17 protein-coding genes are annotated in these 24496 nt (G+C 54.0%); 3 read left to right on the top strand and 14 right to left on the bottom strand.

Annotation, left to right across the window (positions count from 1 at the left end; genetic code table 11):
- The first annotated feature begins 579 nt into the window (after positions 1 to 579).
- The gene (gene malT, locus IMQ48_RS04090) at positions 580 to 3285 is read left to right on the top strand and encodes an HTH-type transcriptional regulator MalT (protein ID WP_196208013.1); all 2706 of its coding nucleotides are present in this window, start codon (positions 580 to 582) and stop codon (positions 3283 to 3285) included.
- Positions 3286 to 3330: 45 nt separating this feature from the next.
- On the opposite strand, the gene IMQ48_RS04085 is transcribed toward malT, so the two are convergent.
- The 3 genes from IMQ48_RS04085 to glpE form a co-directional block, all read right to left on the bottom strand.
- Positions 3331 to 4089 carry a DeoR/GlpR family transcriptional regulator gene (locus tag IMQ48_RS04085; RefSeq protein ID WP_196208012.1) on the bottom strand — a complete coding sequence of 253 codons (759 nt, stop codon included), beginning with the start codon at positions 4087 to 4089 and terminating at the stop codon, positions 3331 to 3333.
- Between the two features lie 74 nt (positions 4090 to 4163).
- Positions 4164 to 4994 carry a rhomboid family intramembrane serine protease GlpG gene (glpG, locus tag IMQ48_RS04080; protein ID WP_196208011.1) on the bottom strand — a complete coding sequence of 277 codons (831 nt, stop codon included), beginning with the start codon at positions 4992 to 4994 and terminating at the stop codon, positions 4164 to 4166.
- 170 nt (positions 4995 to 5164) lie between these two features.
- A complete protein-coding gene (gene glpE, locus IMQ48_RS04075; RefSeq protein WP_135324964.1) occupies positions 5165 to 5491 on the bottom strand; it encodes a thiosulfate sulfurtransferase GlpE in 327 nt (108 codons plus the stop codon).
- A 191-nt stretch (positions 5492 to 5682) separates the two neighbouring features.
- Here glpE and glpD point away from each other — a divergent pair, with 191 nt between their 5' ends.
- Complete coding sequence (gene glpD / locus IMQ48_RS04070) at positions 5683 to 7191, top strand: glycerol-3-phosphate dehydrogenase (protein ID WP_196208010.1); 1509 nt, start codon at positions 5683 to 5685, stop codon at positions 7189 to 7191.
- 182 nt (positions 7192 to 7373) lie between these two features.
- Here glpD and glgP read toward each other — a convergent pair whose 3' ends face one another.
- From glgP to asd, 6 genes are all read right to left on the bottom strand, one after another.
- A complete protein-coding gene (glgP, locus tag IMQ48_RS04065; protein WP_196208009.1) occupies positions 7374 to 9821 on the bottom strand; it encodes a glycogen phosphorylase in 2448 nt (815 codons plus the stop codon).
- Positions 9822 to 9840: 19 nt separating this feature from the next.
- Positions 9841 to 11274, bottom strand: coding sequence for a glycogen synthase GlgA (gene glgA / locus IMQ48_RS04060; protein WP_196208008.1), 1434 nt, complete (start codon positions 11272 to 11274; stop codon positions 9841 to 9843).
- A complete protein-coding gene (glgC, locus tag IMQ48_RS04055) occupies positions 11274 to 12569 on the bottom strand; it encodes a glucose-1-phosphate adenylyltransferase (RefSeq protein ID WP_196208007.1) in 1296 nt (431 codons plus the stop codon). The genes glgA and glgC overlap by 1 nt, the downstream gene beginning before the upstream one ends.
- A 17-nt stretch (positions 12570 to 12586) precedes the next feature.
- Positions 12587 to 14560 carry a glycogen debranching protein GlgX gene (gene glgX / locus IMQ48_RS04050; protein WP_196208006.1) on the bottom strand — a complete coding sequence of 658 codons (1974 nt, stop codon included), beginning with the start codon at positions 14558 to 14560 and terminating at the stop codon, positions 12587 to 12589.
- On the bottom strand, positions 14560 to 16743 hold the full coding sequence (gene glgB / locus IMQ48_RS04045) for a 1,4-alpha-glucan branching enzyme (protein ID WP_196208005.1): 2184 nt from the start codon (positions 16741 to 16743) through the stop codon (positions 14560 to 14562). The genes glgX and glgB overlap by 1 nt, the downstream gene beginning before the upstream one ends.
- Before the next feature lie 314 nt (positions 16744 to 17057).
- A complete protein-coding gene (gene asd, locus IMQ48_RS04040; RefSeq protein ID WP_096759248.1) occupies positions 17058 to 18164 on the bottom strand; it encodes an aspartate-semialdehyde dehydrogenase in 1107 nt (368 codons plus the stop codon).
- Positions 18165 to 18354: 190 nt separating this feature from the next.
- Here asd and yhgN point away from each other — a divergent pair, with 190 nt between their 5' ends.
- On the top strand, positions 18355 to 18948 hold the full coding sequence (gene yhgN / locus IMQ48_RS04035; protein ID WP_003023480.1) for an NAAT family transporter YhgN: 594 nt from the start codon (positions 18355 to 18357) through the stop codon (positions 18946 to 18948).
- Positions 18949 to 19232: 284 nt separating this feature from the next.
- Here the strand turns inward: yhgN and gntU are convergent, their stop codons facing one another.
- The 5 genes from gntU to IMQ48_RS04010 form a co-directional block, all read right to left on the bottom strand.
- Complete coding sequence (gene gntU / locus IMQ48_RS04030) at positions 19233 to 20573, bottom strand: gluconate transporter (RefSeq protein WP_115257284.1); 1341 nt, start codon at positions 20571 to 20573, stop codon at positions 19233 to 19235.
- Positions 20573 to 21103, bottom strand: a complete 531-nt coding sequence (gene gntK / locus IMQ48_RS04025) for a gluconokinase (protein WP_196208004.1) — start codon at positions 21101 to 21103, stop codon at positions 20573 to 20575. The genes gntU and gntK overlap by 1 nt, the downstream gene beginning before the upstream one ends.
- A gap of 141 nt (positions 21104 to 21244) precedes the next feature.
- On the bottom strand, positions 21245 to 22240 hold the full coding sequence (gntR, locus tag IMQ48_RS04020; RefSeq protein ID WP_096759245.1) for a gluconate operon transcriptional repressor GntR: 996 nt from the start codon (positions 22238 to 22240) through the stop codon (positions 21245 to 21247).
- 129 nt (positions 22241 to 22369) lie between these two features.
- Positions 22370 to 23065, bottom strand: a complete 696-nt coding sequence (gene yhhW / locus IMQ48_RS04015) for a quercetin 2,3-dioxygenase (protein WP_115257283.1) — start codon at positions 23063 to 23065, stop codon at positions 22370 to 22372.
- 122 nt (positions 23066 to 23187) lie between these two features.
- The gene (locus tag IMQ48_RS04010) at positions 23188 to 24225 is read right to left on the bottom strand and encodes an oxidoreductase (RefSeq protein WP_196208003.1); all 1038 of its coding nucleotides are present in this window, start codon (positions 24223 to 24225) and stop codon (positions 23188 to 23190) included.
- Between the last annotated feature and the right edge of the window lie 271 nt (positions 24226 to 24496).

The raw sequence follows: 24496 nt of genomic DNA, 5'->3' as shown, positions 1-24496 counted from the left end.
GCTCAATGTTGACCTTCCTCATCCTGGCGATGATTAGGGAGGGAGGAGGTACGGGGATGAGCATAAAAATGTGATCACCGCCACTTAAAGGAGGGGGTATTGCCCGTATATACGCAGAATACCCACATAAAATCCCTACAAATACAACAGAGTTTTCGCATTAAACAAAAGGACTCAGCAGACAATATCAAATAGCGAGATGCGGTTGAGAAAAAATATGTAAAGGGAGAAATAGTTACTAACCTGAAATACATATAGTGATTAAGATATTTCATACGAAAGTTTTAAGTCGATCGCCAATACCCACGACGATACCCAAAACAATACAATAGTCATAAAAATTGAATGGGTATTTTCGCGACCATCAAAATAACGCTAAACCCAGACGCCATGCCCTTTGTGGCCCCTAAGAGCAATTATTGCAATAGATGTATAAAATTGTGACATAGTGCAAATTCAGACACACAAAAAACCCGCTTAGCTTGCAATAAATCCCTTTCTGGCCGACCTTATAACCATTAATTACGAAGCGCAAAAAAATCATTTTTCCCCATTTTCACACAGTGAAGTGACTAAATTATGTTGATTCCGTCCAAATTAAGTCGTCCGGTTCGACTCGACCATACGGTGGTTCGTGAGCGCCTGTTGGCTAAACTTTCCGGCGCGAACAATTTCAGGCTCGCCCTGGTAACAAGTCCTGCTGGCTATGGAAAAACAACGCTGGTTTCGCAATGGGCGGCGGGGAAAAATGAATTAGGCTGGTTCTCACTGGATGAAGGTGATAACCAGCAGGAACGCTTTGCCAGCTATTTGATCGCCGCTATCCAACAGGCGACCGGTGGACACTGTACGACCAGTGAAGCCATGGTACAAAAACGCCAGTACGCCAGCCTGGCCTCACTGTTTGCCCAGCTCTTCATTGAACTGGCGGAGTGGCATCGTCCATTGTACCTGGTCGTGGATGATTACCACCTGATCTCTAATCCGGCTATCCATGAAGCTATGCGTTTTTTCCTGCGTCATCAGCCTGAGAATCTCACGCTGGTGGTGTTGTCACGTAACTTACCGCAGCTGGGTATTGCCAACCTGCGGGTACGCGATCAACTACTGGAAATCGGCAGCCAACAGCTGGCGTTTAACCATCAGGAAGCGAAACAGTTCTTCGATCGTCGCTTGTCCACACCCATCGAAGCAGCGGAAAGCAGCCGCATGTGCGATGACGTCGCGGGCTGGGCCACCGCATTACAGCTGATCGCCCTTTCCGCTCGCCAGAACAATCACTCCGCTCACCAGTCGGCTCGGCGTCTGGCTGGGATCAACGCCAGCCATTTATCGGATTATCTGGTCGATGAAGTGCTGGACAGCGTGGATCTCAGTACCCGCCACTTCCTGTTGAAAAGCGCCATCCTGCGCTCTATGAATGATGCGCTGATTGTGCGGGTGACCGGAGAAGAAAACGGCCAAATGCGGCTGGAAGAGATTGAGCGTCAGGGATTATTCCTGCAGCGGATGGACGACATCGGTGAATGGTTTAGCTATCACCCGCTGTTTGGCAACTTCTTACGCCAGCGCTGCCAGTGGGAACTGGCGACCGAACTTCCCGAAATTCACCGCGCCGCCGCGGAGAGCTGGATGGCGCAAGGTTTTCCCAGCGAAGCCATCCACCACGCTCTGGCGGCGGGCGATGCCCATATGCTGCGTGACATTCTGCTCAATCATGCGTGGGGACTGTTTAACCACAGCGAGCTGGCATTACTGGAAGAATCGCTGAAAGCCCTGCCGTGGGAAAGCCTGCTGGAAAACCCGCGTCTGGTGCTGCTGCAGGCCTGGCTGATGCAGAGTCAGCACCGCTACAGTGAAGTGAACACCCTGCTGGCGCGCGCTGAGCAGGAAATGAAAGGTGATATGGAGCCAACGCTGCATGCCGAATTTAATGCACTGCGTGCTCAGGTAGCGATTAACGACGGTAATCCTGACGAAGCTGAGCGTCTGGCAAAACTGGCGCTGGATGAGTTGCCGATCGCCTGGTTCTACAGCCGTATCGTCGCCACCTCAGTGCACGGCGAGGTGCTGCATTGCAAGGGCGACCTGACGCGCTCGCTGTCGTTAATGCAGCAAACGGAGCAAATGGCGCGACATCATGATGTCTGGCATTACGCGCTGTGGAGTCTGATCCAACAAAGCGAAATTTTATTCGCCCAGGGCTTTTTGCAGGCCGCCTGGGAAACCCAGGAAAAAGCCTTCCAGTTAGTTAAAGAGCAGCATCTGGAACAGCTGCCTATGCACGAGTTTCTGGTGCGTATCCGCGCACAGCTCCTGTGGGCATGGGCGCGTCTGGATGAATCCGAAGCCTCTGCCCGTAGTGGCATTGAGCTGCTTTCCACCTTCCAGCCGCAGCAGCAGCTGCAGTGTCTGGCGCTATTGGTACAGTGTTCGCTGGCCCGGGGCGATCTGGATAATGCCCGCAGCTTGCTCAACCGTCTGGAAAACCTGCTGGGCAACGGACATTATCACAGCGACTGGATTTCCAATGCCGATAAGGTCCGCGTGATTTACTGGCAAATGGTCGGTGACAAAAATTCGGCCGCCAACTGGCTGCGTCATACGCCGAAACCGGAGTTTGCTAACAACCACTTCCTGCAGGGGCAGTGGCGTAACATCGCCCGCGCGCAGATCCTGCTCGGTGAATTTGAACCGGCAGAAATTGTGCTGGAAGAACTCAATGAAAATGCGCGCAACCTGCGCCTGATGAGCGATCTCAACCGCAACCTGCTGCTGCTAAATCAGCTGTACTGGCAGGCTGGACGCAAAAATGATGCGCAGCGGGTGTTACTTGATGCGCTGCAGCTGGCAAACCGCACCGGGTTTATCAGCCACTTTGTGATTGAAGGCGAAGCCATGGCGCAGCAGTTGCGCCAGCTGATTCAGCTCAATACGCTGCCGGAGCTCGATCAGCATCGCGCCCAGCGCATTCTGCGCGAGATTAACCAGCATCACCGCCACAAATTCGCCCACTTTGATGAAGGGTTCGTTGAGCGTCTGCTGACCCATCCCGAAGTCCCGGAGCTTATCCGCACCAGTCCACTGACCCAGCGCGAATGGCAGGTGTTAGGGCTGATTTATTCCGGTTACAGCAACGAGCAGATCGCCGGAGAGTTGGCCGTTGCCGCAACGACCATCAAAACGCATATCCGTAATTTGTACCAGAAACTCGGCGTGGCCCACCGCCAGGACGCGGTGCAGCATGCGCAGAAACTGTTGAAGATGATGGGGTACGGGGTGTAATTTTGTAGGCCGGATTAGGCGTGAGCCGTCATCCGGCAAAGATCATTAACACAGCTCTAGCTGAATATGGTGGTCGGCAATCACCTGCATCACGCCAGCGGGCGGTAGGGTGTCGGTATACACGGCGTCCACCATGCTGATACTGCCCATATTCACCATCGCATTACGGCCAAACTTCGAATGATCCACCACCAACATCACATGGCGTGAGTTTTCAATAATGGCGCGCTTGGTACGAACTTCGTGGTAATCAAACTCCAGCAATGAACCATCGCTGTCGATACCGCTGATCCCCAAAATACCGAAATCCAGACGAAACTGTGAAATAAAGTCGAGGGTGGCTTCGCCCATAATGCCGCCATCCCGGCTACGCAGTTCGCCTCCGGCCAGAATAATGCGGAAATCTTCTTTCACCATCAGCGTATTGGCCACGTTGAGGTTGTTGGTCACAATACGCAAGTTGCTATGGTTCAGCAGCGCGTGAGCAACGGCTTCCGGCGTGGTACCAATGTCAATAAACAGCGTGGAGCCGTTCGGGATCTGCGTGGCGACCTTACGGGCAATACGCTCTTTTTCTGCCGTCTGCGTGGCCTTACGATCATGCCAGGGGGTATTCACCGAGCTGGATGGCAACGCCGCGCCGCCGTGATGGCGTAAAATCATGTTCTGATCGGCCAGTTCGTTAAGGTCCCGGCGAATCGTTTGTGGGCTGACGGAGAAATGCTCCACCAACTCCTCAGTACTGACGTATCCCTGTTTTTTTACCAGTTCAATGATCGCGTCATGTCGTTGTGTTTGTTTCATTATTGTTCCCTGGAATTTTGCCGGATGGCGCTAACGCTTATCCGGCCTACAGTTTGCTATCACAACACTCTCATTCAAGTTCGTTTTCGCACATTGAGCGTGTCTGCCAATGCCATCGCCAGACCAACGGCCAGGCCAGCCATATGCGCGCCATTTGCCATCGACATGCCAAACAGATCGAACCAACCAGCAACAATCCAAATCAAGGCAAAGATAATCAAACCACGCTGCAGAAAAATACCGCTTTGCGGATCGCGCTCACCGCGCAGCCACACGTAGCCCATCAACGCATACACCACGCCAGACAATCCGCCAAACCATGGGCCGCTGAATTTCTGCTGCACATAGCCGCTCAGCAGAGCACTGATGACGGTAATAACAATCAGTTTTCCGCTGCCCAATCGCTTTTCTACCGCTCCGCCGAGATACCACCACCACAGCAGGTTGAAGAGAATGTGCATCAGTGAGAAGTGCATAAAAGCGTGGGTGAAATAACGCCAGAATTCAAATTTCAGCGTAGGATCAAACGGCCACGCTAACCACAGCATTACTGCCTGATCGCCCACCACATTCATGGCGATAAACACCAGCACACACGCGGCCATCACCACCCAGGTTACCGGGCCGGCGCGTTCGCGCAGCGTGGCAAGAAACGGAAAACGTTGATAGTGCAGGCCACTATCGGTTTGGCCAGACTGCCAACTGGCCGCCAGGTAACGCGGGTCGCCTGGGTTTTCCAGAAAACGCGCCAGCTCAGCGCGCACGCGTTCAGCCTGGGACTCATCCGCCAGCCAGACATCCGTTTGACTATGTTGTTGAATCGTCAGGATAACGCCCTGTGTCGCCATATAATCAACAAAGGCCTGCGCCACGCGGGGGTTAGCAAAAGAGGTAATCATCAACATCGTTGCTGTCGCTTATTCCACACAAAAGAGGACAGTATATATACCCTTCTTACTTCGAGCTGCATCTTTGTTGGTTTTCCTCGCTCACTCCGGTCACGTACTGTTCGTACACTCCCGGAGATTCGCTGCGTCGCCGTCGCGATGCAACTCGAATTAATTTGGGTATAGCCTTACGAACCGTATGCCACTTCTGCCGGAAAGTGTCGATGCCAGGCATCAAAGCCACCGTCGACGCTGTACACCGCGTCATAGCCTTGTTGAAGAAGATATTGCGCCGCACCTTTACTGCTGTTGCCGTGGTAACACATCACCAACACGGTGGTATCAAAGTCATGGTCACGCATAAAAGAACCCAGCGTGTCGTTCGTCAGATGAAACGCTTGTGGCGCATGGCCCATGGCATAGCTTTGCGGATCGCGGATATCCACCAGCACCGCCGTTCCGTGCAGCAGCTTCTGATGGGCTTCTTCGACATTAATACATTCAAACTGATCCATGATGTTCTCTTATTATTTCTGAGCAGGTAACCAATATTACCTGGCAGTGTACGTCGCCTGCACAGGTAAACGCCATAATGTTATATGTATCACTGTAAATTGTTTATCCGATGTTACCAATGGCGCGATTCTTTGCTATTATGCTCGATAACGAACATTAATGAGCTATAACGAAAGTGCGAGAGGCCAGCATGGAAACCAAAGATCTGATTGTGATAGGTGGAGGCATCAACGGTGCCGGTATCGCGGCAGATGCCGCTGGACGCGGTTTATCCGTGCTGATGCTGGAAGCGCAGGATTTAGCCTGTGCAACCTCCTCCGCCAGCTCCAAACTCATCCACGGTGGCCTGCGCTACCTGGAACACTACGAATTCCGCCTGGTCAGCGAAGCGCTGGCTGAACGTGAAGTGCTGTTGAAAATGGCACCGCATATCGCCTTCCCGATGCGTTTTCGCCTGCCCCATCGCCCGCACCTGCGTCCGGCATGGATGATCCGTATTGGTCTGTTTATGTACGATCATCTGGGCAAACGCACCAGTTTACCAAGTTCCACTGGTTTGCGTTTTGGCGCAGATTCCGTGATGAAACCCGAGATTGTGCGCGGTTTCGAATATTCTGACTGTTGGGTAGACGATGCGCGACTGGTTTTGGCAAATGCCCAAATGGTTGTGCGTAAAGGCGGGGAAGTGTTAACCCGTACTCGCGCCACCTCCGCACGTCGTGAAAACGGTCTGTGGATTGTCGAAGCAGAAGATATCGATACCGGCAAGAAACACACCTGGCAGGCACGCGGCCTGGTTAACGCCACCGGCCCGTGGGTGAAAGAGTTCTTCGACGACGGTATGCACCTGCCTTCACCTTACGGTATCCGCCTGATTAAAGGCAGCCACATTGTGATGCCGCGTGTACACACCCAGAAACAGGCATACATCCTACAAAACGAAGATAAACGTATTGTGTTTGTCATTCCGTGGATGGATGAGTTCTCAATTATCGGCACCACCGACGTCGAATACAAAGGCGATCCTAAAGCGGTGAAAATTGACGACAGCGAAATCAATTATCTGCTGCAGGTCTACAACGCACACTTTAAGAAACAGTTGGGCCGCGACGATATCGTCTGGACCTACTCGGGCGTGCGTCCGCTATGCGATGACGAGTCCGACTCACCGCAGGCTATTACCCGCGATTACACGCTGGATATCCACGACGAAAACGGCAAAGCACCGCTGCTGTCAGTCTTCGGCGGCAAGCTAACCACCTACCGTAAGTTGGCCGAGCACGCGATGGAAAAACTGTCGTCGTACTATCAGGGTATTGGCCCGGCATGGACTAAAGAGTGCATCCTGCCTGGCGGCGACATCGGCGGCGATCGCGAAGATTACGCGGCCAAACTGCGCCGTCGTTATCCGTTCCTGACCGAGTCGCTGGCGCGCCACTATTCGCGTACCTACGGCAGCAACACCGAGTGGATCATCGGCGAAGCAACCTCGTTGGCCGAGTTAGGCGAAGACTTCGGGCACGAGTTCTATGAGGCAGAGCTGAAGTATCTGGTCGATCACGAATGGGTACGCCGCGCCGACGATGCGCTGTGGCGCCGCACGAAAGAAGGCATGTGGCTGAACGCTGAACAGCAGGCACGCATGACCCAGTGGCTGGCCGAATATGTTGAAAAACACCAGCTGTCGCTGGCGTCCTGATAAAAATGCCGGATGGCGGCTGATGCCTTATCCGGCCTACAAGAGTGCATTAACGTAGGCCGGGCAAGCGAAGCGTCCCCGGCAACAAGCTCCCTGTAAGCCCGGTACGCGTCAGCGCCACCGGGCATTTTGCCGGATGGCGGCTAACGCCTTATCCGGCCTACAGATAGCCCTATCCCTTGTTACAACCGTACCGAATCAATATGCCAGATGTTCTCGGCATACTCTTTGATGGTTCTGTCCGACGAGAAGTAGCCCATGTTAGCGATGTTAATCATTGCCTTGGTGGTCCACTGCTCCGGTTCACGGTACAGTTCGTCAACCTTGTCCTGGCAATCGACATAACTACGATAATCCGCCAGCACCTGATAGTGATCACCAAAATTAATCAGCGAATCCACGAGGTCGCGATAGCGCCCCGGCTCTTCAGGACTGAAGACCCCGCTGCCGATTTGCGTCAGCACCTGATGCAACTCCTCATCTTTTTCGTAATACTCGCGCGGCTTGTAACCTTTGCTACGCAAGGCCTCCACCTCTTCCGCGGTATTCCCGAAGATAAAGATATTCTCCGCACCCACATGCTCCAGCATCTCGACGTTGGCTCCGTCCAGCGTACCGATGGTCAACGCACCGTTCAGCGCAAATTTCATGTTGCTGGTCCCGGAGGCTTCGGTCCCGGCCAGTGAAATCTGCTCAGACAGGTCGGCGGCAGGAATGATCACCTGCGCCAGACTGACGCTGTAGTTCGGGATGAACACCACCTTCAGCTTGTCGCCAATCTGCGGATCGTTGTTAATCACCTTAGCTACATCGTTGATCAGGTGAATGATGTGCTTCGCCATGTAATAGGCTGAGGCCGCCTTCCCAGCGAAGATATTCACGCGCGGCACCCACTCAGCATCAGGGTCGGCCTTGATGCGGTTGTAGCGAGTGATCACATGCAGCACGTTCATCAGCTGACGTTTGTACTCGTGAATACGCTTAATCTGCACATCAAACAGCGATTTCGGGTTCACCACCACGTTAAGCTGCTGGGCAATAAGCGTCGCCAGACGCTTTTTATTCTCCAGCTTCGCACGGCGTATCGCCTGGTTAACCAGCGGGTAATCACAGTGCTGTTCCAGCTCGCTGAGTTGGCTGAGATCGGTACGCCAGGTACGACCAATGTTCTCGTCCAACACCTCAGAGAGCGGCGGGTTTGCCAGCGCCAGCCAGCGGCGAGGCGTCACACCGTTGGTGACGTTGCAAAAACGCGTCGGGAAAATTTTCGCAAAATCAGCAAACAGCGACTGCACCATCAGGTTGGAGTGCAGCTCAGAAACGCCGTTGACTTTGTGGCTAACCACCACCGCCAACCACGCCATTCGTACGCGGCGACCGTTAGATTCATCAATGATCGAGGTGCGCCCCAGCAGGTCGGTATCGTTCGGATACTGCTCCTGCAGCGTCTTCAGGAAGTAGTCGTTAATCTCAAAGATGATTTGCAGATGGCGCGGCAGAATTTTGCCCAGCATATCCACCGGCCAGGTTTCCAGTGCTTCACTCATCAGCGTGTGGTTGGTGTACGAAAACACCTGGCAGCAGACCTCAAACGCATCGTCCCAGCTGAATTTATGCTCATCAATCAGCAGGCGCATCAGCTCAGGGATCGACAGCACCGGGTGGGTGTCATTGAGGTGGATGGCGATTTTATCCGCCAGATTGTCGTAGGTTTTGTGCAACTGGTAATGGCGGCTCAGAATATCCTGGATCGTCGAGGAGACCAGGAAGTACTCCTGACGCAGACGCAGCTCGCGTCCGGAATAGGTGGAGTCATCCGGATACAGTACGCGGGAGACGTTCTCAGAGTGGTTTTTATCTTCCACCGCCGCAAAGTAGTCGCCCTGGTTAAATTTACCGAGATTGATGGCGCTACTGGCCTGAGCATTCCACAGGCGCAGCGTATTGGTCGCGTCAGTGTCGTAGCCCGGAATAATCTGGTCGTATGCCACCGCGAGGATCTCTTCGGTCTCGACCCAGCGCATCTTCCGGCCTTCCATCTGAACACGGCCACCAAAGCGTACTTTGTAGCGCGTATTGTGGCGTTTGAACTCCCACGGGTTGCCGTATTCCAGCCAGTAGTCCGGCGACTCTTTCTGTCGGCCATCAACAATGTTCTGCTTAAACATGCCGTAGTCGTAGCGAATACCGTAGCCGCGGCCCGGCAGACCTAACGTCGCCAGCGAGTCAAGGAAGCAGGCTGCCAGACGCCCGAGGCCGCCGTTACCGAGGCCGGGGTCATTTTCTTCGTCGATCAGATCTTCGAGATCCAACCCCATGCCTTCCAGCGCATTTTTGACATCGTCATAAATTCCCAATGATAACAGTGCATTGGAAAGCGTGCGGCCAATCAGAAACTCCATTGACAGGTAATAGACCTGACGCGTTTCCTGAGATAATTGCGCACGATTAGTACGCAGCCAGCGCTCCACGAGGCGATCGCGCACCGCGAACAACGTGGCGTTCAGCCACTCATGTTTGTTGGCAATGACCGGATCTTTGCCAATCGTGAACATCAGCTTGTAGGCGATAGAATGCTTAAGAGCCTCTACGCTGAGTGTGGGCGATGCATAACTAAATGGAGCATTCATATAGGTGATTCCTGGATATCTATTTCAAGCGATAGTAAAGCTCACGGTAGGACTTCGCCGCGACTTGCCAGCTAAAATCCATTGCCATTGCCTGACGTTGCACAAACCGCCAGAGCGAAGGGCGCGACCACAACACGAAAGCACGCCGGATTGCCCGCAGCAACGACCAGGCATTACTATCTTCAAATACAAACCCACTGGCGATACCGTCCGCCAGGTTTTCCAGCGAACTGTCAGACACCGTATCAGCCAGCCCACCGGTACGCCGCACCAGCGGTAGCGTACCGTACTTCAGTCCATACAATTGTGTTAAGCCACACGGCTCAAAGCGGCTGGGCACCAGAATAACATCAGCCCCTCCCATAATGCGGTGCGAGAAGGCTTCGTGATAGCCAATCTGCACACCAACCTGGCCCGGATGCTCCGCCGCAGCGGCGAGGAACCCTTCCTGCAGTACCGGATCGCCTGCACCGAGCAGGGCCAGCTGTCCACCTTGCTCCAGTAATCCAGGCAACGCCTCCAGCACCAGATCCAACCCTTTCTGGCTGGTAAGACGGCTCACCACTGCAAAAAGCGGCGCTTTGTCGTTAACCTTAAGCCCCATCGCAATCTGTAGCTGACGCTTGTTCTCTGCTTTGTCTTCCAGCGTGTCGCGGGTATAGCGTGACGCCAGCAACAAGTCCGTTTCCGGACTCCAGATATTTTCATCAACACCGTTCAGCACGCCGGAAAGGCGCCCCTCGCGGTGACGCTGCTGCAACAACCCTTCCATCCCATAGGCAAACTGCGCTTCGGTGATTTCCCGCGCGTAGGTCGGACTCACCGCCGTAATATGGTCGGCGTAGTACAACCCCGCTTTCAGGAATGAAATCTGCCCATTGAACTCTAGTCCATGCACATTAAAGAATGACCATGGCAATTGGATGTCATCCATATGCTTTGCATAAAACATGCCTTGATAGGCCAGGTTGTGCACGGTGAACACCGATTTCGCCGGATGGCCGCGTGCAGCCAGATACGCCGGGGCCAAACCCGCATGCCAGTCGTGCGCGTGCACCACATCCGGGCGCCAGAATGGGTCAAGCCCGCAGGCCATTTCGCATCCCACCCACCCAAGCAGCGCAAAGCGCAGGACGTTATCAGAGTAGGCAAACAGGTTGGTATCGTGGTACGGACTGCCGGGACGGTCGTAGAGGTGCGGCGCGTCAATCAGATAAATACCGACGCCGTTGTAATGGCCGAACAGCAGCGTGATGCGTCCGGCAAAGGTATCGCGACGCGTCACTACCTGCGCATCTGGAATACCGCGACGGATATCCGGAAACGCCGGAAGCACAACGCGAGCATCCACGCCGTCGGCAATTTGCGCGGCCGGTAACGCCCCAAGAACATCTGCCAGTCCCCCGGTTTTTAACAGGGGGAACATCTCTGAACATACGTGTAAAACCTGCATTATCGCTCCTGTTTGATCTGCAGTTTGCGCAGCATTTCACGCGTGACCAGCACAATACCTTCCTCTGAACGGTAGAAACGACGTGCATCTTCTTCCGCGTTTTCACCAATCACCATACCTTCAGGGATAACGCAGGCACGGTCGATGATGCAACGGCGTAAGCGGCACGAACGCCCAACCCACACTTCAGGTAACAACACTGCCGAATCAATGTTACAGAAAGAATTCACCCGCACCCGCGGGAACAGAACGGACTGCACCACCACCGAACCGGAAATAATACAACCGCCCGAAACCAGCGAGTTCAGCGTCATGCCGTGGCTACCGGAACGGTCTTGCACAAACTTCGCTGGCGGCAGTGATTCCATATGTGTGCGAATCGGCCAGTTCTGATCGTACATATCCAGTTCCGGAGTGACTGACGCCAGATCGAGGTTGGCTTTCCAGTAAGCTTCCAGCGTCCCAACGTCGCGCCAGTACGGCTCAGATTCCGGGTCGGACTGAACACAGGATTTAGGGAATGGATGTGCATAAGCCATGCCAGCGGCGGTGATTTTCGGGATAATATCTTTGCCAAAGTCGTGGCTGGAGTTGTCATCGAGATCATCTTCTTCGAGTAATTCATACAGATAATCAGCGTTGAAAACATAGATCCCCATACTGGCGAGAGATCGGGTCGGATCGTTTGGCATAGCCGGTGGGTTAGCCGGTTTTTCCACGAACTCAATGATTTTGTCGCTGTCGTCGACGTCCATGACGCCAAAAGCGCTGGCTTCCTCAATCGGCACTGGCATACAGGCCACGGTGCAACGTGCGCCCTTTTCGACGTGGTCGATCAGCATGCGCGAGTAGTCTTGTTTGTAGATATGATCGCCCGCGAGGATCACCACATATTCCGCTTTATAGCGTCGAATGATGTCCAGGTTTTGGGTGACCGCATCCGCCGTACCGCGATACCAATTTTCACCCTGCATTCTTTGCTGGGCGGGCAGCAGATCGACAAACTCGTTCATCTCTTCACTGAAGAACGACCAGCCGCGCTGAATATGCTGCACCAGCGTGTGGGACTGGTACTGCGTGATCACACCAATACGGCGGATCCCGGAGTTAATGCAGTTGGATAAAGCAAAATCGATAATGCGGAACTTACCGCCAAAGTGCACGGCAGGCTTGGCGCGTTTGTTGGTTAAATCTTTCAGGCGGGTACCACGACCACCGGCCAGGATAAGGGCAACAGATTTTAATGGCAGCTGGCGCGCCAACATTACACGATCGTTCTTCTCTAAACTTACCATGACTAACTCCTTTTTTATCATCTTTGGAACACACACAGTCCGTGCGCAGGTCCCTGCCAGACAGCCGTAATAACCGGATTATCCTCTCCGGCAAATGGAGGAACGGCGTGCCATTCCCCTTCGGGTAAAACGATATCTGTTACCTCAAGCGTGGCGTTTATCACAATCAGAAAACGGTTTGAAAGCAGGATCTGCATCTGCTTCGGGCCGTTTTGCCACTCATCCGCACTTAAGGGTTGTGCGTATCGGTTCAGCCAACGCACATTGCCGTCGCCCTCTTCCCACCAGCGATCGTCTGTTAAGGCAGGGATCTGCTGGCGAAGATGAATCAACGCGGCGGTAAATGTGGTTAGCCCGCTGTTTGCCTGCTGCCAGTCCAGCCAGGTTAAGGCGTTATCCTGGCAGTAAGCGTTATTGTTGCCGTGCTGGCTATGGCCATGTTCATCGCCCGCCAGCAACATCGGCGTTCCCTGTGAAAGCAACAGCGTCGTTAGCAGGGCATGAATGCTGTCGCGCCGCCGTTCAATCAGGTCCAGCGTGCCGCCTAATCCTTCTTTACCATGATTGTCACTGTAGTTATTGCTGGTGCCGTCGCGATTTTCCTCACCGTTCGCTTCATTGTGCTTATTTGTGAAGCACACACAGTCACGTAGCGTAAAACCGTCATGCGCCGTCACCAGATTGACCGATGCGCTGGGTTTGCGACCATGACGTTTAAACATGTCGCTGGAGGCCGCAAAACGTCCGGCAAACTCCCCGAGGGGCAGATTACGCTGGAGCCAGAAGCGTCGGCTTGCGTCGCGGAAATGGTCATTCCACTCGGCAAACGGCGGGGGAAAATTCCCTACCTGATACCCGCCTTCACCGATATCCCACGGTTCTGCAATCAGCTTAACGCCTGAAAGCAGCGGGCAGTTTTGGATCGCGGTAAACAGCGGCGCATCCTGACGAAACGCAGGTGTACGTCCCATGACGGACGCTAAATCAAAGCGAAAGCCGTCCACGTGGCAGGTTTCCACCCAATAACGCAGGCATTCGCAGGCATACTCAACGACACCGGGATGGCTCAGGTTGAGGGTGTTCCCACAGCCGGTCCAGTTGTAGTAATCACCATCGTCCCTGATCCAATAATAGCTACGGTTATCAATTCCGCGCAGGGAGAAGACCGGCCCCTCAAGATCCAACTCAGCGCTGTGGTTCAAAACGATATCGAGAATGACCTCAATCCCCGCTTTGTGCAGCGCTTTGACGGCATCGCGAAACTCATCCAGCGCGTGCTCAGGCGAGCAGGCATAAGCCGGATGCAGCGCAAACATCGCTACCGGGTTGTAGCCCCAGTAGTTCGACAGCCCCAGCCGCTGCAGTCGCGGCTCGCTGGCGAAATGCACCACGGGCAGCAGTTCCAGCGCAGTAATACCGAGACGTTTGAAATAGTCGATCATCACCGGATGGCCGAGCGCTTTGTAAGTGCCGCGAATCTGTTGCGGAATATCCGGGTGCAGATACGTCAGCCCTTTAACATGCGCTTCGTAGATAACGGTATTGCCCCACGGCGTGCGCGGCGGGGCATCGTCTTCCCAGTCATAATGGTCTGACACCACCACGCTTTTCAGGGCAATCGCCGCGTTATCGTGATGATCCGGTTCGTTCATTCCACCGTGCAGCAGCGGGTTATCTTTTAACTCACCGTCCACCCGGCGCGCACAGGGGTCAATCAACAGTTTCGCCGGGTTAAAACGGTGTCCTTGCTGCGGCTGCCACGGGCCATGTACGCGATAACCATAGCGCAAACCCGGCCTGCCATCGGCCAGATAGCCGTGCCAGACATCACCGCTACGCCCCGGCAAATCATAGCGATGCTCACAGCCTTGCGCATCGAACACACACAGCTCGACACGCTCGGCGTGCGCCGTAAAAAGGGTAAAATTGACACCATGGCCGTCATACGTTGCACCATGGGGAGTGGCGTTGCCGGTTGCCAGTTGCGTCATTACGCCTCCCGCATCAGCCAAATCGTAGCCAGCGGCGGCAACGTCAGGCTCAGTGAATGCTGACGGCCGTGGCTGGCGATTTCATCGCTGTGTACCGCACCGCCGTTACCGATATTGCTACCGTGGTAATGCATTGAGTCGGTGTTGAGGATTTCTCGCCATTTCCCCGGCTGATTGACGCCGAAGCGATAGCCGTAGCGGGGTACCGGCGTAAAGTTACTGGCAACGATAATTTCATTACCGGCTTTATCACGACGAACAAAAATCAGCACCGACCGTTCGTTGTCATCGACCACCAGCCATTCAAAACCATAGCCGTCAAAGTCGAGTTCATGCAGCGCTTTGTGGTGACGATAAGTGTGGTTCAGGTCGCGCACCAGGCGCTGTACGCCGTGGTGCCAGTTATCGCCCCCCTCCAGCAGATGCCAGTCGAGGCTGGCGTCGTGGTTCCATTCACGGCCCTGGGCAAACTCGTTACCCATAAACAGCAGTTTCTTACCCGGGAAGGCCCACATCCAGCCATAGTAGGCGCGCAGGTTGGCAAACTTCTGCCACGCATCGCCCGGCATGCGGTCGAGGATCGATTTCTTACCATGCACCACTTCATCGTGTGATAGCGGCAGCACAAAGTTCTCGGTGTAGTTGTACAGCATGCCGAAGGTCAGCTTATCGTGATGGTGTTGACGATAAACCGGGTCCAGCTTCATGTAGTCCAGCGTGTCGTGCATCCAGCCGAGATTCCACTTGTACCAGAAGCCTAAACCCCCCATATCCTGCGGTCGGGAAACACCAGCAAAGTCGGTTGATTCTTCAGCCATGCTTACCGCACCAGGCACCTGTTCGCCGAGAATACGGTTGGTATTACGCAAAAATTCGATGGCTTCGAGGTTCTCACGCCCGCCGAATTCGTTCGGGATCCACTCGCCGTCTTTGCGGCTGTAATCGCGATAAATCATCGACGCCACGGCATCCACGCGCAGCGCATCAATGCCAAAACGCTCAATCCAGTACAGGGCGTTGCCCACCAGATAGTTGCTAACTTCACGGCGACCGTAGTTGTAGATCAGCGTGTTCCAGTCCTGGTGATAACCTTCGCGCGGGTCGCTGTGCTCATACAAGTTGGTACCGTCAAACTGAGCCAGACCGAAGTCATCCGACGGGAAATGGCCGGGCACCCAGTCGAGGATCACGTTCAGCCCCGCCTGATGCGCAGCATTCACAAAATAGCGGAAGTCATCGCGCGTACCGAAGCGTCGGGTCGGCGCATACATGCCGGTCGGCTGGTAGCCCCAACTACCGTCAAACGGGTGCTCGCTAACCGGCAACAGCTCAATATGGGTAAAGCCCATCCACTTCACATAGGGGATCAGTTGATCCGCCAGTTCGCGATAGCTCAACCAGAAGTTGTTGTCCGTATGGCGACGCCACGAGCCCAGATGCACTTCGTAGATTGAGATCGGCGCATCAAACTGGTTGGCTTTTTTGCGCTCCTCGGTTTGCACCACTTTTTCTGGCAAACCGCAGATCACCGACGCCGTTTCCGGGCGCATTTGCGCTTCAAAGGCATACGGGTCGGCTTTGACACGCAAATGACCGTTGGCATCGATCATCTCGTATTTGTACAGCTGCCCCTGCTGTGCGCCAGGGATAAACAACTCCCAGATGCCGCTCTCTTTGCGCAGGCGCATCGGGTGGCGGCGACCATCCCAGTAGTTAAACTGTCCTACTACCGAAACGCGTCGTGCGTTTGGTGCCCAGACGGAGAAACGCGTGCCGGTCACGCCGTCCATAGTATCGGCATGTGCGCCCAGCGTTTCGTACGGGCGCAGATGCGTCCCTTCGGACAACAGCCAGGCGTCCATATCCTGAATAAGCGGGCCAAAACGGTAAGGGTCATCGATCAGATTCTGCTGTCCATGCCAGACAACAGCCAGCTGATAGCGAAAGAAATTTTTACGGCGGGGAATTACAGCACAGAAAAAACCGCGAGGGTCGAGGCAGTCCAGCTTGCCGACTTTGCGTCCGGTTTTTGGTTCGATCACCCACACTTCGGTGGCGTCAGGTAAAAGAGCACGGACTTCAAGTCCGGCGTCAGTTTGGTGCATACCGAGTACGGAAAAAGGATCCGCAAAATGGCCTGCAATTAGCGCATTAATCACGTCTCTATCGATACGAACGGACATGGTTGTCATCCTGTTTTATGGTGTCACCCCTTCCAACTGATTTTCGACATCAGGTAGCGACACTTTTTTTTGACCTGAACGGCGCAGCACAAATGTGCATCCTCTCTGCGTCGTCCCACCTTCAGGCAACAACTTAATACCTCCGGTATTAAGTCACTCTTAAAGAATAGCCAATGCTTTATCTTACTCCCGGTAAAAAATGAAACATCTGCGCTTACTCCTGTATTACGCAAAAAAAAGGGCGACTCAGCACCCAATGTTTAAACACAATTTGTGTCTGCCGGATGGCGCTACGCTTATCCGGCAGTCCAGCATTACGCCAGCTGACGCAGCATCCGGCGCAATGGCTCCGCTGCCCCCCAGAGCAGCTGGTCGCCTACGGTAAAGGCTGACAGGAACTCCGGTCCCATATTCAGCTTACGCAGACGGCCGACTGGCGTGGTCAACGTACCGGTAACGGCCGCTGGGGTTAACTCACGCATGGTGATATCCCGATCGTTTGGCACCACTTTCGCCCACGGATTGTGCGCGGCCAGCAGTTCTTCCACGGTCGGAATAGACACATCTTTTTTCAGTTTAATGGTGAACGCCTGGCTGTGACAGCGCAGCGCACCGACGCGTACGCACAGGCCATCCACCGGGATCACGGAAGACGTATTGAGAATTTTGTTGGTTTCCGCCTGCCCTTTCCACTCTTCGCGGCTCTGGCCGTTATCGAGCTGTTTGTCGATCCACGGAATCAGGCTCCCGGCCAGCGGGACGCCAAAGTTATCAACCGGCAGGGAGCCGCTACGGGACAGGGTTGTCACTTTACGTTCGATATCGAGGATAGCAGAAGAAGGGGTCGCCAGTTCATCGGCCACATGGCTATACAGATGGCCCATCTGCGACAGCAGTTCACGCATATGACGCGCGCCGCCGCCGGAAGCCGCCTGGTAGGTCGCCACGGACACCCAGTCCACCAAATCGTTGGCGAACAGGCCGCCAAGTGACATCAGCATCAGGCTAACGGTGCAGTTACCGCCGACAAAAGTCTTGATGCCGTTGTTCAGACCATCGGTGATCACATTCTGGTTAACCGGATCGAGAATAATGATGGCATCGTCTTTCATGCGCAGTGAAGAGGCCGCGTCAATCCAGTAACCCTGCCAACCGCTTTCACGAAGCTTTGGATAGATTTCGTTGGTATAATCGCCGCCCTGACAGGTCACAATAATGTCAAGCGCCTTCAGCGCATCGAGATCAAATGCATCCTGAAGCATGCCGGTGGAGGTCGCACCAAACGTCGGTGCTGCCTGCCCAAGCTGGGAAGTAGAAAAGAAAACAGGGCGAATGGCGTCGAAGTCGCGTTCTTCTACCATGCGTTGCATGAGTACAGAGCCGACCATACCGCGCCAGCCGATAAAACCAACATTTTTCATAGCGTTTTTTTCCTGCAGAGATGTGTGCTGTGTATGTACGTCATTATCCTGTGACGTGTCCTTCACCATACAAAAAGCAGCCAAAGTCGCAAGTGAAATTAATCAATGATAGCCAAGCCATCAGTAATGCGACTTATCCCGCTGCGTGAGCAAGCAGAAAGTCCGCGGTAATTATCAGGGAATTTGAGTTATGAATGAAATCATTTCAGCGGCAGTTTTATTGATCCTGATTATGGATCCGCTCGGAAACCTGCCCATTTTCATGTCCGTATTGAAACATACTGAACCGAAACGTCGTCGCGCAATTATGATTCGCGAGCTGTTCATCGCGCTGCTGGTGATGCTGATCTTCCTGTTTGCGGGCGAGAAAATTCTGGCATTTCTTAACCTGCGCGCAGAAACCGTATCGATCTCCGGGGGCATCATTTTATTCCTGATCGCCATCAAGATGATTTTCCCCAGTGCGACCGGCAACAGCACCGGACTGCCAGCGGGTGAAGAACCGTTTATCGTTCCGCTGGCCATTCCGCTGGTAGCTGGCCCGACAATCCTGGCGTCGTTGATGCTGTTATCGCATCAGTATCCGAATCAGATGGGACATCTGGTGATTGCCCTGCTGATCGCCTGGGGCGGAACGTTTGTGATTTTATTGCAGTCGTCGCTGTTCCTGCGCCTGCTGGGTGAGAAAGGGGTTAACGCGCTCGAGCGCCTGATGGGGCTGATTCTGGTGATGATGGCAACCCAGATGTTCCTCGATGGCGTACGGATGTGGATGAAGGGGTGATTTATCCTTTTTGACTGGATGACATGTTACCCGGATAACGGTTCCGTTCACGTTATGTTCATTGCTTCTCTGAAATCTCGTCACCGGTGAACGTGTTAAGGAAACGACTCAGCGATTTTCAGCCGAGCCAACGGCGGCGCGGCTAGTTATGTAGTAATAAGAGCCATTCAGTCGCTGAAATAAAGACAAAAAAGCCGGGTAGCGTTTGCGCTTACCCGGCCTACGGTGTGGAAATGTGCTCGTTTGTAGGCCCGGTAAGCGCAAGCGCCACCGGGCAACAAGACTCAGCTCAATAGCTGGAAAGCAATCATACCGACAATTGCGCCGACCGTACCGAGGATGGTTTCCATCATCGTCCAGGTCTTCAGCGTTTGCGCTTCAGTTGCACCGGTAAACTTACCGAACAGCCAGAAACCGGCGTCATTCACGTGGCTGACCACAATAGAGCCACCCGCGATACAAATAGACAGTGCAGCCATCTGCGCGCCGGAGAAGTTCAGCTGTTCAATCACCGGCATCACCAGACCGACCGCCGTTAAGCAGGCCACGGTTGCAGAACCCTGAATGATACGCACCGCCGCCGCCAGTACGAAGCAGGTAATGGCAATCGGCAGGCCCATACCGGTTAATGCTTCGCCCAGTGCCGGACCGACACCAGAATCCACCAGCACCTGCTTGAATACGCCACCGGCCCCGATCACCAGCAGAATAATCCCCGCCGGTTGCAGCGCATGGCCGCAGATCTCCATCACTTTGTCTTTTGGCATCCCCTGGCGAATGGCCAGGCCGTAAATCGCCACCAGACACGCCACCAGAATCGCGGTAAACGGGTGACCGATAAACTCGAACCATTCGTAGGTTGAAGAACCGACCGGCACAAAGCGTGCGGCGATGGTTTTCAGGCCCACCAGTACCAACGGCAGCAGGATCAGCGACAGGCTGAAGCCAAATGACGGCATTTTGCCTTCGCCCAGATGCGGCTCGGTAATGTCTTCCGGCACGTGCAGCTCGACGTAACGGCTAATGAAATTACCCCATAGCGGCCCGGCGATAATCATACCTGGGATCGCCGCGCACAGGCCAATCAGGATCATCCAGCCAAAGTCGGCGTGCATCTGAGAAGCCAGCAGCATCGGCGCGGGCCCCGGCAGCAGAAACGCCGCCGCTGCCGCCACGCCCGCAAACAGCGGAATGACCAGCTTAACCAGGTTGGTGCCGGTGTGGCGCGCCATCGAGAACGCTACGCTTATCAGCAGCACAATCGCCACTTCAAAGAACAACGGTAATGCGCAAATCAGACCAGCCAGCCCAATCGCATAGTGCGCGCGGCTGTGCCCGAAGGATTTCAGCATTTTGACGGCAATCTGATCGACTGCGCCCGTTTCATGCAAAATCTTACCGAACATGGCACCGAGGGCGACCACAATCGCCAGGAAGCCCAGCGTGCCGCCCATCCCTTTTTCCATGGTCGCCGCGATTTTATCGAGCGGCATACCGGAAAAGAGACCTGCGCCAATAGACACCACCATCAAAGCAACGAAGGCGTGCATACGCGCCTTCATCACTAAAAACAGCAGTAATAAAACGGACCCTACTGCTGTTAAAACAAGCGTTAATGTAGTCACTACTTACGGCCTTGGTTAATAACCTCAATGGTGCTAGCTACCACACCGTCCAGTGGTTGATCGATATCGACCACCAGCACATCGCTTTCATCCGCACCCGGCTCTTCCAGCGCGTCAAACTGGGTAACCAGCATCTGCGTTTTGAAGAAGTGACCTTTGCGCGCTTTCAGGCGGCTTTCAATCACGTCGAAGTCCCCTTTCAGATAGATGAAAGAGAGATTCGGATTACCGTCGCGCAGCAGGTCGCGATAGTGTTTTTTCAGCGCAGAACACACGATCAGTGAGACCTTGTTGGTACGCTGCATCGCAAAGGCGGCGTCGTTGAGCGCCTGTAACCACGGCTTACGGTCGTCGTCGTTCAACGGCTCACCAGCAGCCATTTTCGTGATGTTGCTGCGCGGATGGAGAAAATCGCCATCAAGAAACGCGGCCTGCAGTTGATGCGCCACTTCGCTGGCGACAGCAGATTTACCGCTGCCTGATACGCCCATCAGAACGTAAACGTGGTGATCATGATTAGTCGTGCTCAAAGCGTTGCCCCCACTGGTACAAGAATCAGGAAATTGTTACGGGTAACTGTTATCGGTAACATTGTCCAGCCGGACAAATGGAGAAGCAATATCCATTCGTGCCCGAAGTGTATAAGTGTGAGCTACATCAAACTTGTCGGCTTAAATAGATCCGCCCGGTGACAAGGTGAAACCTAAATCTAACATTTTAGGTGTGACTGCTTCACCGCGGATGCGCGCCAGCAGACGCTCAGCGCCAATGCTGCCCATCCGTTCACGCGGCGTGAGCACGCTCGCCAGACGCGGTTCCATTACCTGCCCGATGTCGTGACCGTGGAAACCAGCAATCGCCATATCATCCGGAATTTTCAACCCTAAGCGCTGGCATTCAAATGCCGCCCCGACCGCCAGATCATCGTTGGTACAGAACACACCGTCCAGCTGCGGGTATTCACGCCGCGCCTGACGGATAAGCTCAATACCAGACGAATAGGAAGAAGATTGTTCTACCATCACGCTGTACGGCACCAGACCGGCGTCGCGCATTGCCTGCTCGTAGCCCCTCTGTTTGATGATAGTACGTTCATCCAGACGCGCCCCCAGATAGGCAATGTGGCGATGCCCGCGCGCGATAATGGCTGCGGTCATCTGGCGAGCGGCTTCGAAGTTGTCAAAACCGACGGCGATATCAAGACACGGAGACTGGCTGTCCATCAGCTCAACAACTGGGATCCCCGCTACTTCGATCATTTTCAACGTGCGCGGAGTATGGCTGCGTTCGGTGAGGATCAGACCATCGATATTCCACGACAGCATTGATTCCAGACGTTCCTGCTCCATCTCTGGCTTATAGCCGTAGTGCGCCAGCATGGTCTGATAACCGTGGCGGTCAGTCACGGCTTCAATGCCACGTAACACTTCAGCAAAAACCTGGTTGGTGAGAGAAGGTAACAGCACGCCAATGGCACGACTGGTGGCATTTGAAAGGATATCAGGAGCACGATTGGGAATATAACCCAGCTCATCAAGTGCAGCGGCAATTTTGCCCCGCAGCGCCACGGAGACCTGCTCCGGGTTGCGCAAAAAGCGACTAACCGTCATTTTGGTCACGCCCACGCGGTCGGCTACATCCTGAAGTACGGGTCTTTTCTTTTTCATCGTCCTGAAGCGTTAAAAAGGGATAGATTCCCCAAGTTTACCACGGACGTGCAGATTTAATGACAAACGATGAAAAGCCGGATGGCGACGCTATCGCGTCTTATCCGGCCTACAAAGGGTTACAGCACGTTATACAGGCGGCAGATCAAACAACAATACTTCGCTGTCGCTGTCGGCATGAATCGAAATGGCCTGCTCATCCCAGATTGCCAGACCATCACTGGTGGACGCTTTGGTCCCGTTGATGGTGACATTGCCTTTCACGACCTGGATCCACACGCGGCGTTCCGCGGCTATCTGATGTACCGATTGCTCATCTTTGAGCAGCGCCCAGCGGTACAGCTCCATATCCTGGTAAACCTTCAGCGAACCGTCACGCGCATCCGGCGACAGCACCAGTTGTTTGCCCTGCGCGGCATCAAAACGGCGCTGCTCATAGCGTGGCGTAATGCCGTTTTCCTGCGGGATGATCCAAATCTGATACAAATGCAGCTTCTCGGTGTCGCTTGGGTTGTACTCCGAGTGACGGATCCCTGTCCCGGCGCTCATAATCTGGAATTCACCTGCAGGTACCTGCTCTTTGTTACCCATACTGTCCTGATGCTCCACCGCACCTTCCAGTACGTAGGTCAGGATTTCCATGTCTTTATGGGGGTGCGTACCGAACCCCTGGCCTGCGTCGATCACGTCATCGTTAATCACGCGCAGTGCCGAGAACCCCATAAAATTCGGGTCATAGTAGTTGGCAAACGAAAAGGTATGCCAGGAATCGAGCCAGCCATGATTTGCATGACCACGGTCGTTTGCTTTGCGTAAGAAGATCATTGTGTTCACCCCCAGATGTTTTCGATGGAGTCAGTGTGGACTCAATCACTCAGGGATCATAGAGGGTGAAAATTGACTCCTCTGTTCAAAAAATATGAATAAGCCAAAGGAGCCAATGAACGCTATTTGGCGAGGGTTATTGTGGCAGGCGTTGCCTGTTCAAAGGCGCGTTCGAGGATCTCCAGATTCGTGAGAACTTCAGATTCCTTGACATAATTAGGCGTACCAGCTGTCAGCGTCTGATACAACGCATCATAGACGCGACCATAGTCACCCACTTCCGGTTTAACCTCTTCTTTCACCGTGATGCCGTCATCGTTGACATATTCCAGCACACCCACTGAATCATCGGCGGCAAAACCGGGCTCACCCGGCATGATATTGGCCTTCAGGCTGGTTTCCTGCTGGTCGATACCGTACTTCACAAACGAGCCTTTGGTGCCGTGAACGATAAACTTCGGATAGTCGATTTTCACCAGGTGGCTGGTTTTGACGATAGCCTTCAGGTCACCGTAGAACAACTGCGCTTCAAAGGTATCATCAGGATTCGCTTTGTTGCGCAGGCTACGAATGTCATAGGCCACGTGATCAGGACGACCAAACAGAGAGATAATTTGGTCCATGGTGTGTACACCCAGACCATAGAACGCGCCGTCCTGCGGCAGACCCGGCTGGGTTTCCACCACCGGGCGGTAGTAGTCAAAATGGCTCTCCACTTCAACAATCTCGCCCAGCTTGCCGCTCTCAATCGCCTTTTTAGCGGTGAGGAAACAGGAGTCAAAACGACGATTCTGATACGGCGTAACGGTCAGCCCCTTGCTTTGCGCCAGTTCGAATAGCTCTTTTGCTTCCGCAAGCGTTGGTGTGAAAGGTTTCTCCACCAGCACGTTTTTACCCGCTTCCAGCGCGCGTTTGGCGTATTCAAAATGGCTGTCTGCATGTGTGCAGACGATCACCAGCTTCACCTGCGGATCGTTTAAGATCTCGTCGAGGTCACTGGTGAAGTGAATATGTGAATACTGCGGCGCCTGCTCTTCCGGCTTGGCGTTGCGGCGGAAAATGTGCGCAACGTGCCAGCTATTTTTGCGATTGAGGACGTACGGCAAATGGTAGCGGGTGGTACTTTTACCAAAACCAATAAATGCGCAGTGTAAGGTCATGAGACGATCCTTTTGAAAGTGATTGTCTACACCATAGCGCAAAGTGGGGGGAGACTGAATCCATCCTGTCATCGTGCCGGATGCGGCGGAGCCTTATCCGGCCTACAAAAGCAGTAGCCTCAAGATCGGCCGGCGGCGTCGCGGTCAGTTTGTTCACGGCAAGCGCGCAGGGCCCGGAGCATACTAAATGTACGTGAGGAGCACGAGCACTTCCCGGGGACAAAATGGCAAGTAAGCCAGGCTGAAACAAAACCCCAAAAAAAAAGCCAGC

The organism is Citrobacter sp. Res13-Sevr-PEB04-36 (assembly GCF_015672735.1).
Taxonomy (GTDB): domain Bacteria; phylum Pseudomonadota; class Gammaproteobacteria; order Enterobacterales; family Enterobacteriaceae; genus Citrobacter.
This window is presented reverse-complemented; position numbering and strand designations above follow the sequence as displayed.

Coding starts and splice junctions, on each gene's coding strand:
- yhhW (WP_115257283.1), bottom strand. CDS start 23,065: ATGATCTTCTTACGCAAAGCAAACGACCGTGGTCATGCAAATCATGGC.
- gntR (WP_096759245.1), bottom strand. CDS start 22,240: ATGAAAAAGAAAAGACCCGTACTTCAGGATGTAGCCGACCGCGTGGGC.
- glgC (WP_196208007.1), bottom strand. CDS start 12,569: ATGGTAAGTTTAGAGAAGAACGATCGTGTAATGTTGGCGCGCCAGCTG.
- glpD (WP_196208010.1), top strand. CDS start 5,683: ATGGAAACCAAAGATCTGATTGTGATAGGTGGAGGCATCAACGGTGCC.
- IMQ48_RS04085 (WP_196208012.1), bottom strand. CDS start 4,089: ATGAAACAAACACAACGACATGACGCGATCATTGAACTGGTAAAAAAA.
- asd (WP_096759248.1), bottom strand. CDS start 18,164: ATGAAAAATGTTGGTTTTATCGGCTGGCGCGGTATGGTCGGCTCTGTA.
- glpG (WP_196208011.1), bottom strand. CDS start 4,994: ATGTTGATGATTACCTCTTTTGCTAACCCCCGCGTGGCGCAGGCCTTT.
- malT (WP_196208013.1), top strand. CDS start 580: ATGTTGATTCCGTCCAAATTAAGTCGTCCGGTTCGACTCGACCATACG.
- glgA (WP_196208008.1), bottom strand. CDS start 11,274: ATGCAGGTTTTACACGTATGTTCAGAGATGTTCCCCCTGTTAAAAACC.
- glpE (WP_135324964.1), bottom strand. CDS start 5,491: ATGGATCAGTTTGAATGTATTAATGTCGAAGAAGCCCATCAGAAGCTG.
- glgP (WP_196208009.1), bottom strand. CDS start 9,821: ATGAATGCTCCATTTAGTTATGCATCGCCCACACTCAGCGTAGAGGCT.
- glgX (WP_196208006.1), bottom strand. CDS start 14,560: ATGACGCAACTGGCAACCGGCAACGCCACTCCCCATGGTGCAACGTAT.
- yhgN (WP_003023480.1), top strand. CDS start 18,355: ATGAATGAAATCATTTCAGCGGCAGTTTTATTGATCCTGATTATGGAT.
- glgB (WP_196208005.1), bottom strand. CDS start 16,743: ATGTCCGTTCGTATCGATAGAGACGTGATTAATGCGCTAATTGCAGGC.
- IMQ48_RS04010 (WP_196208003.1), bottom strand. CDS start 24,225: ATGACCTTACACTGCGCATTTATTGGTTTTGGTAAAAGTACCACCCGC.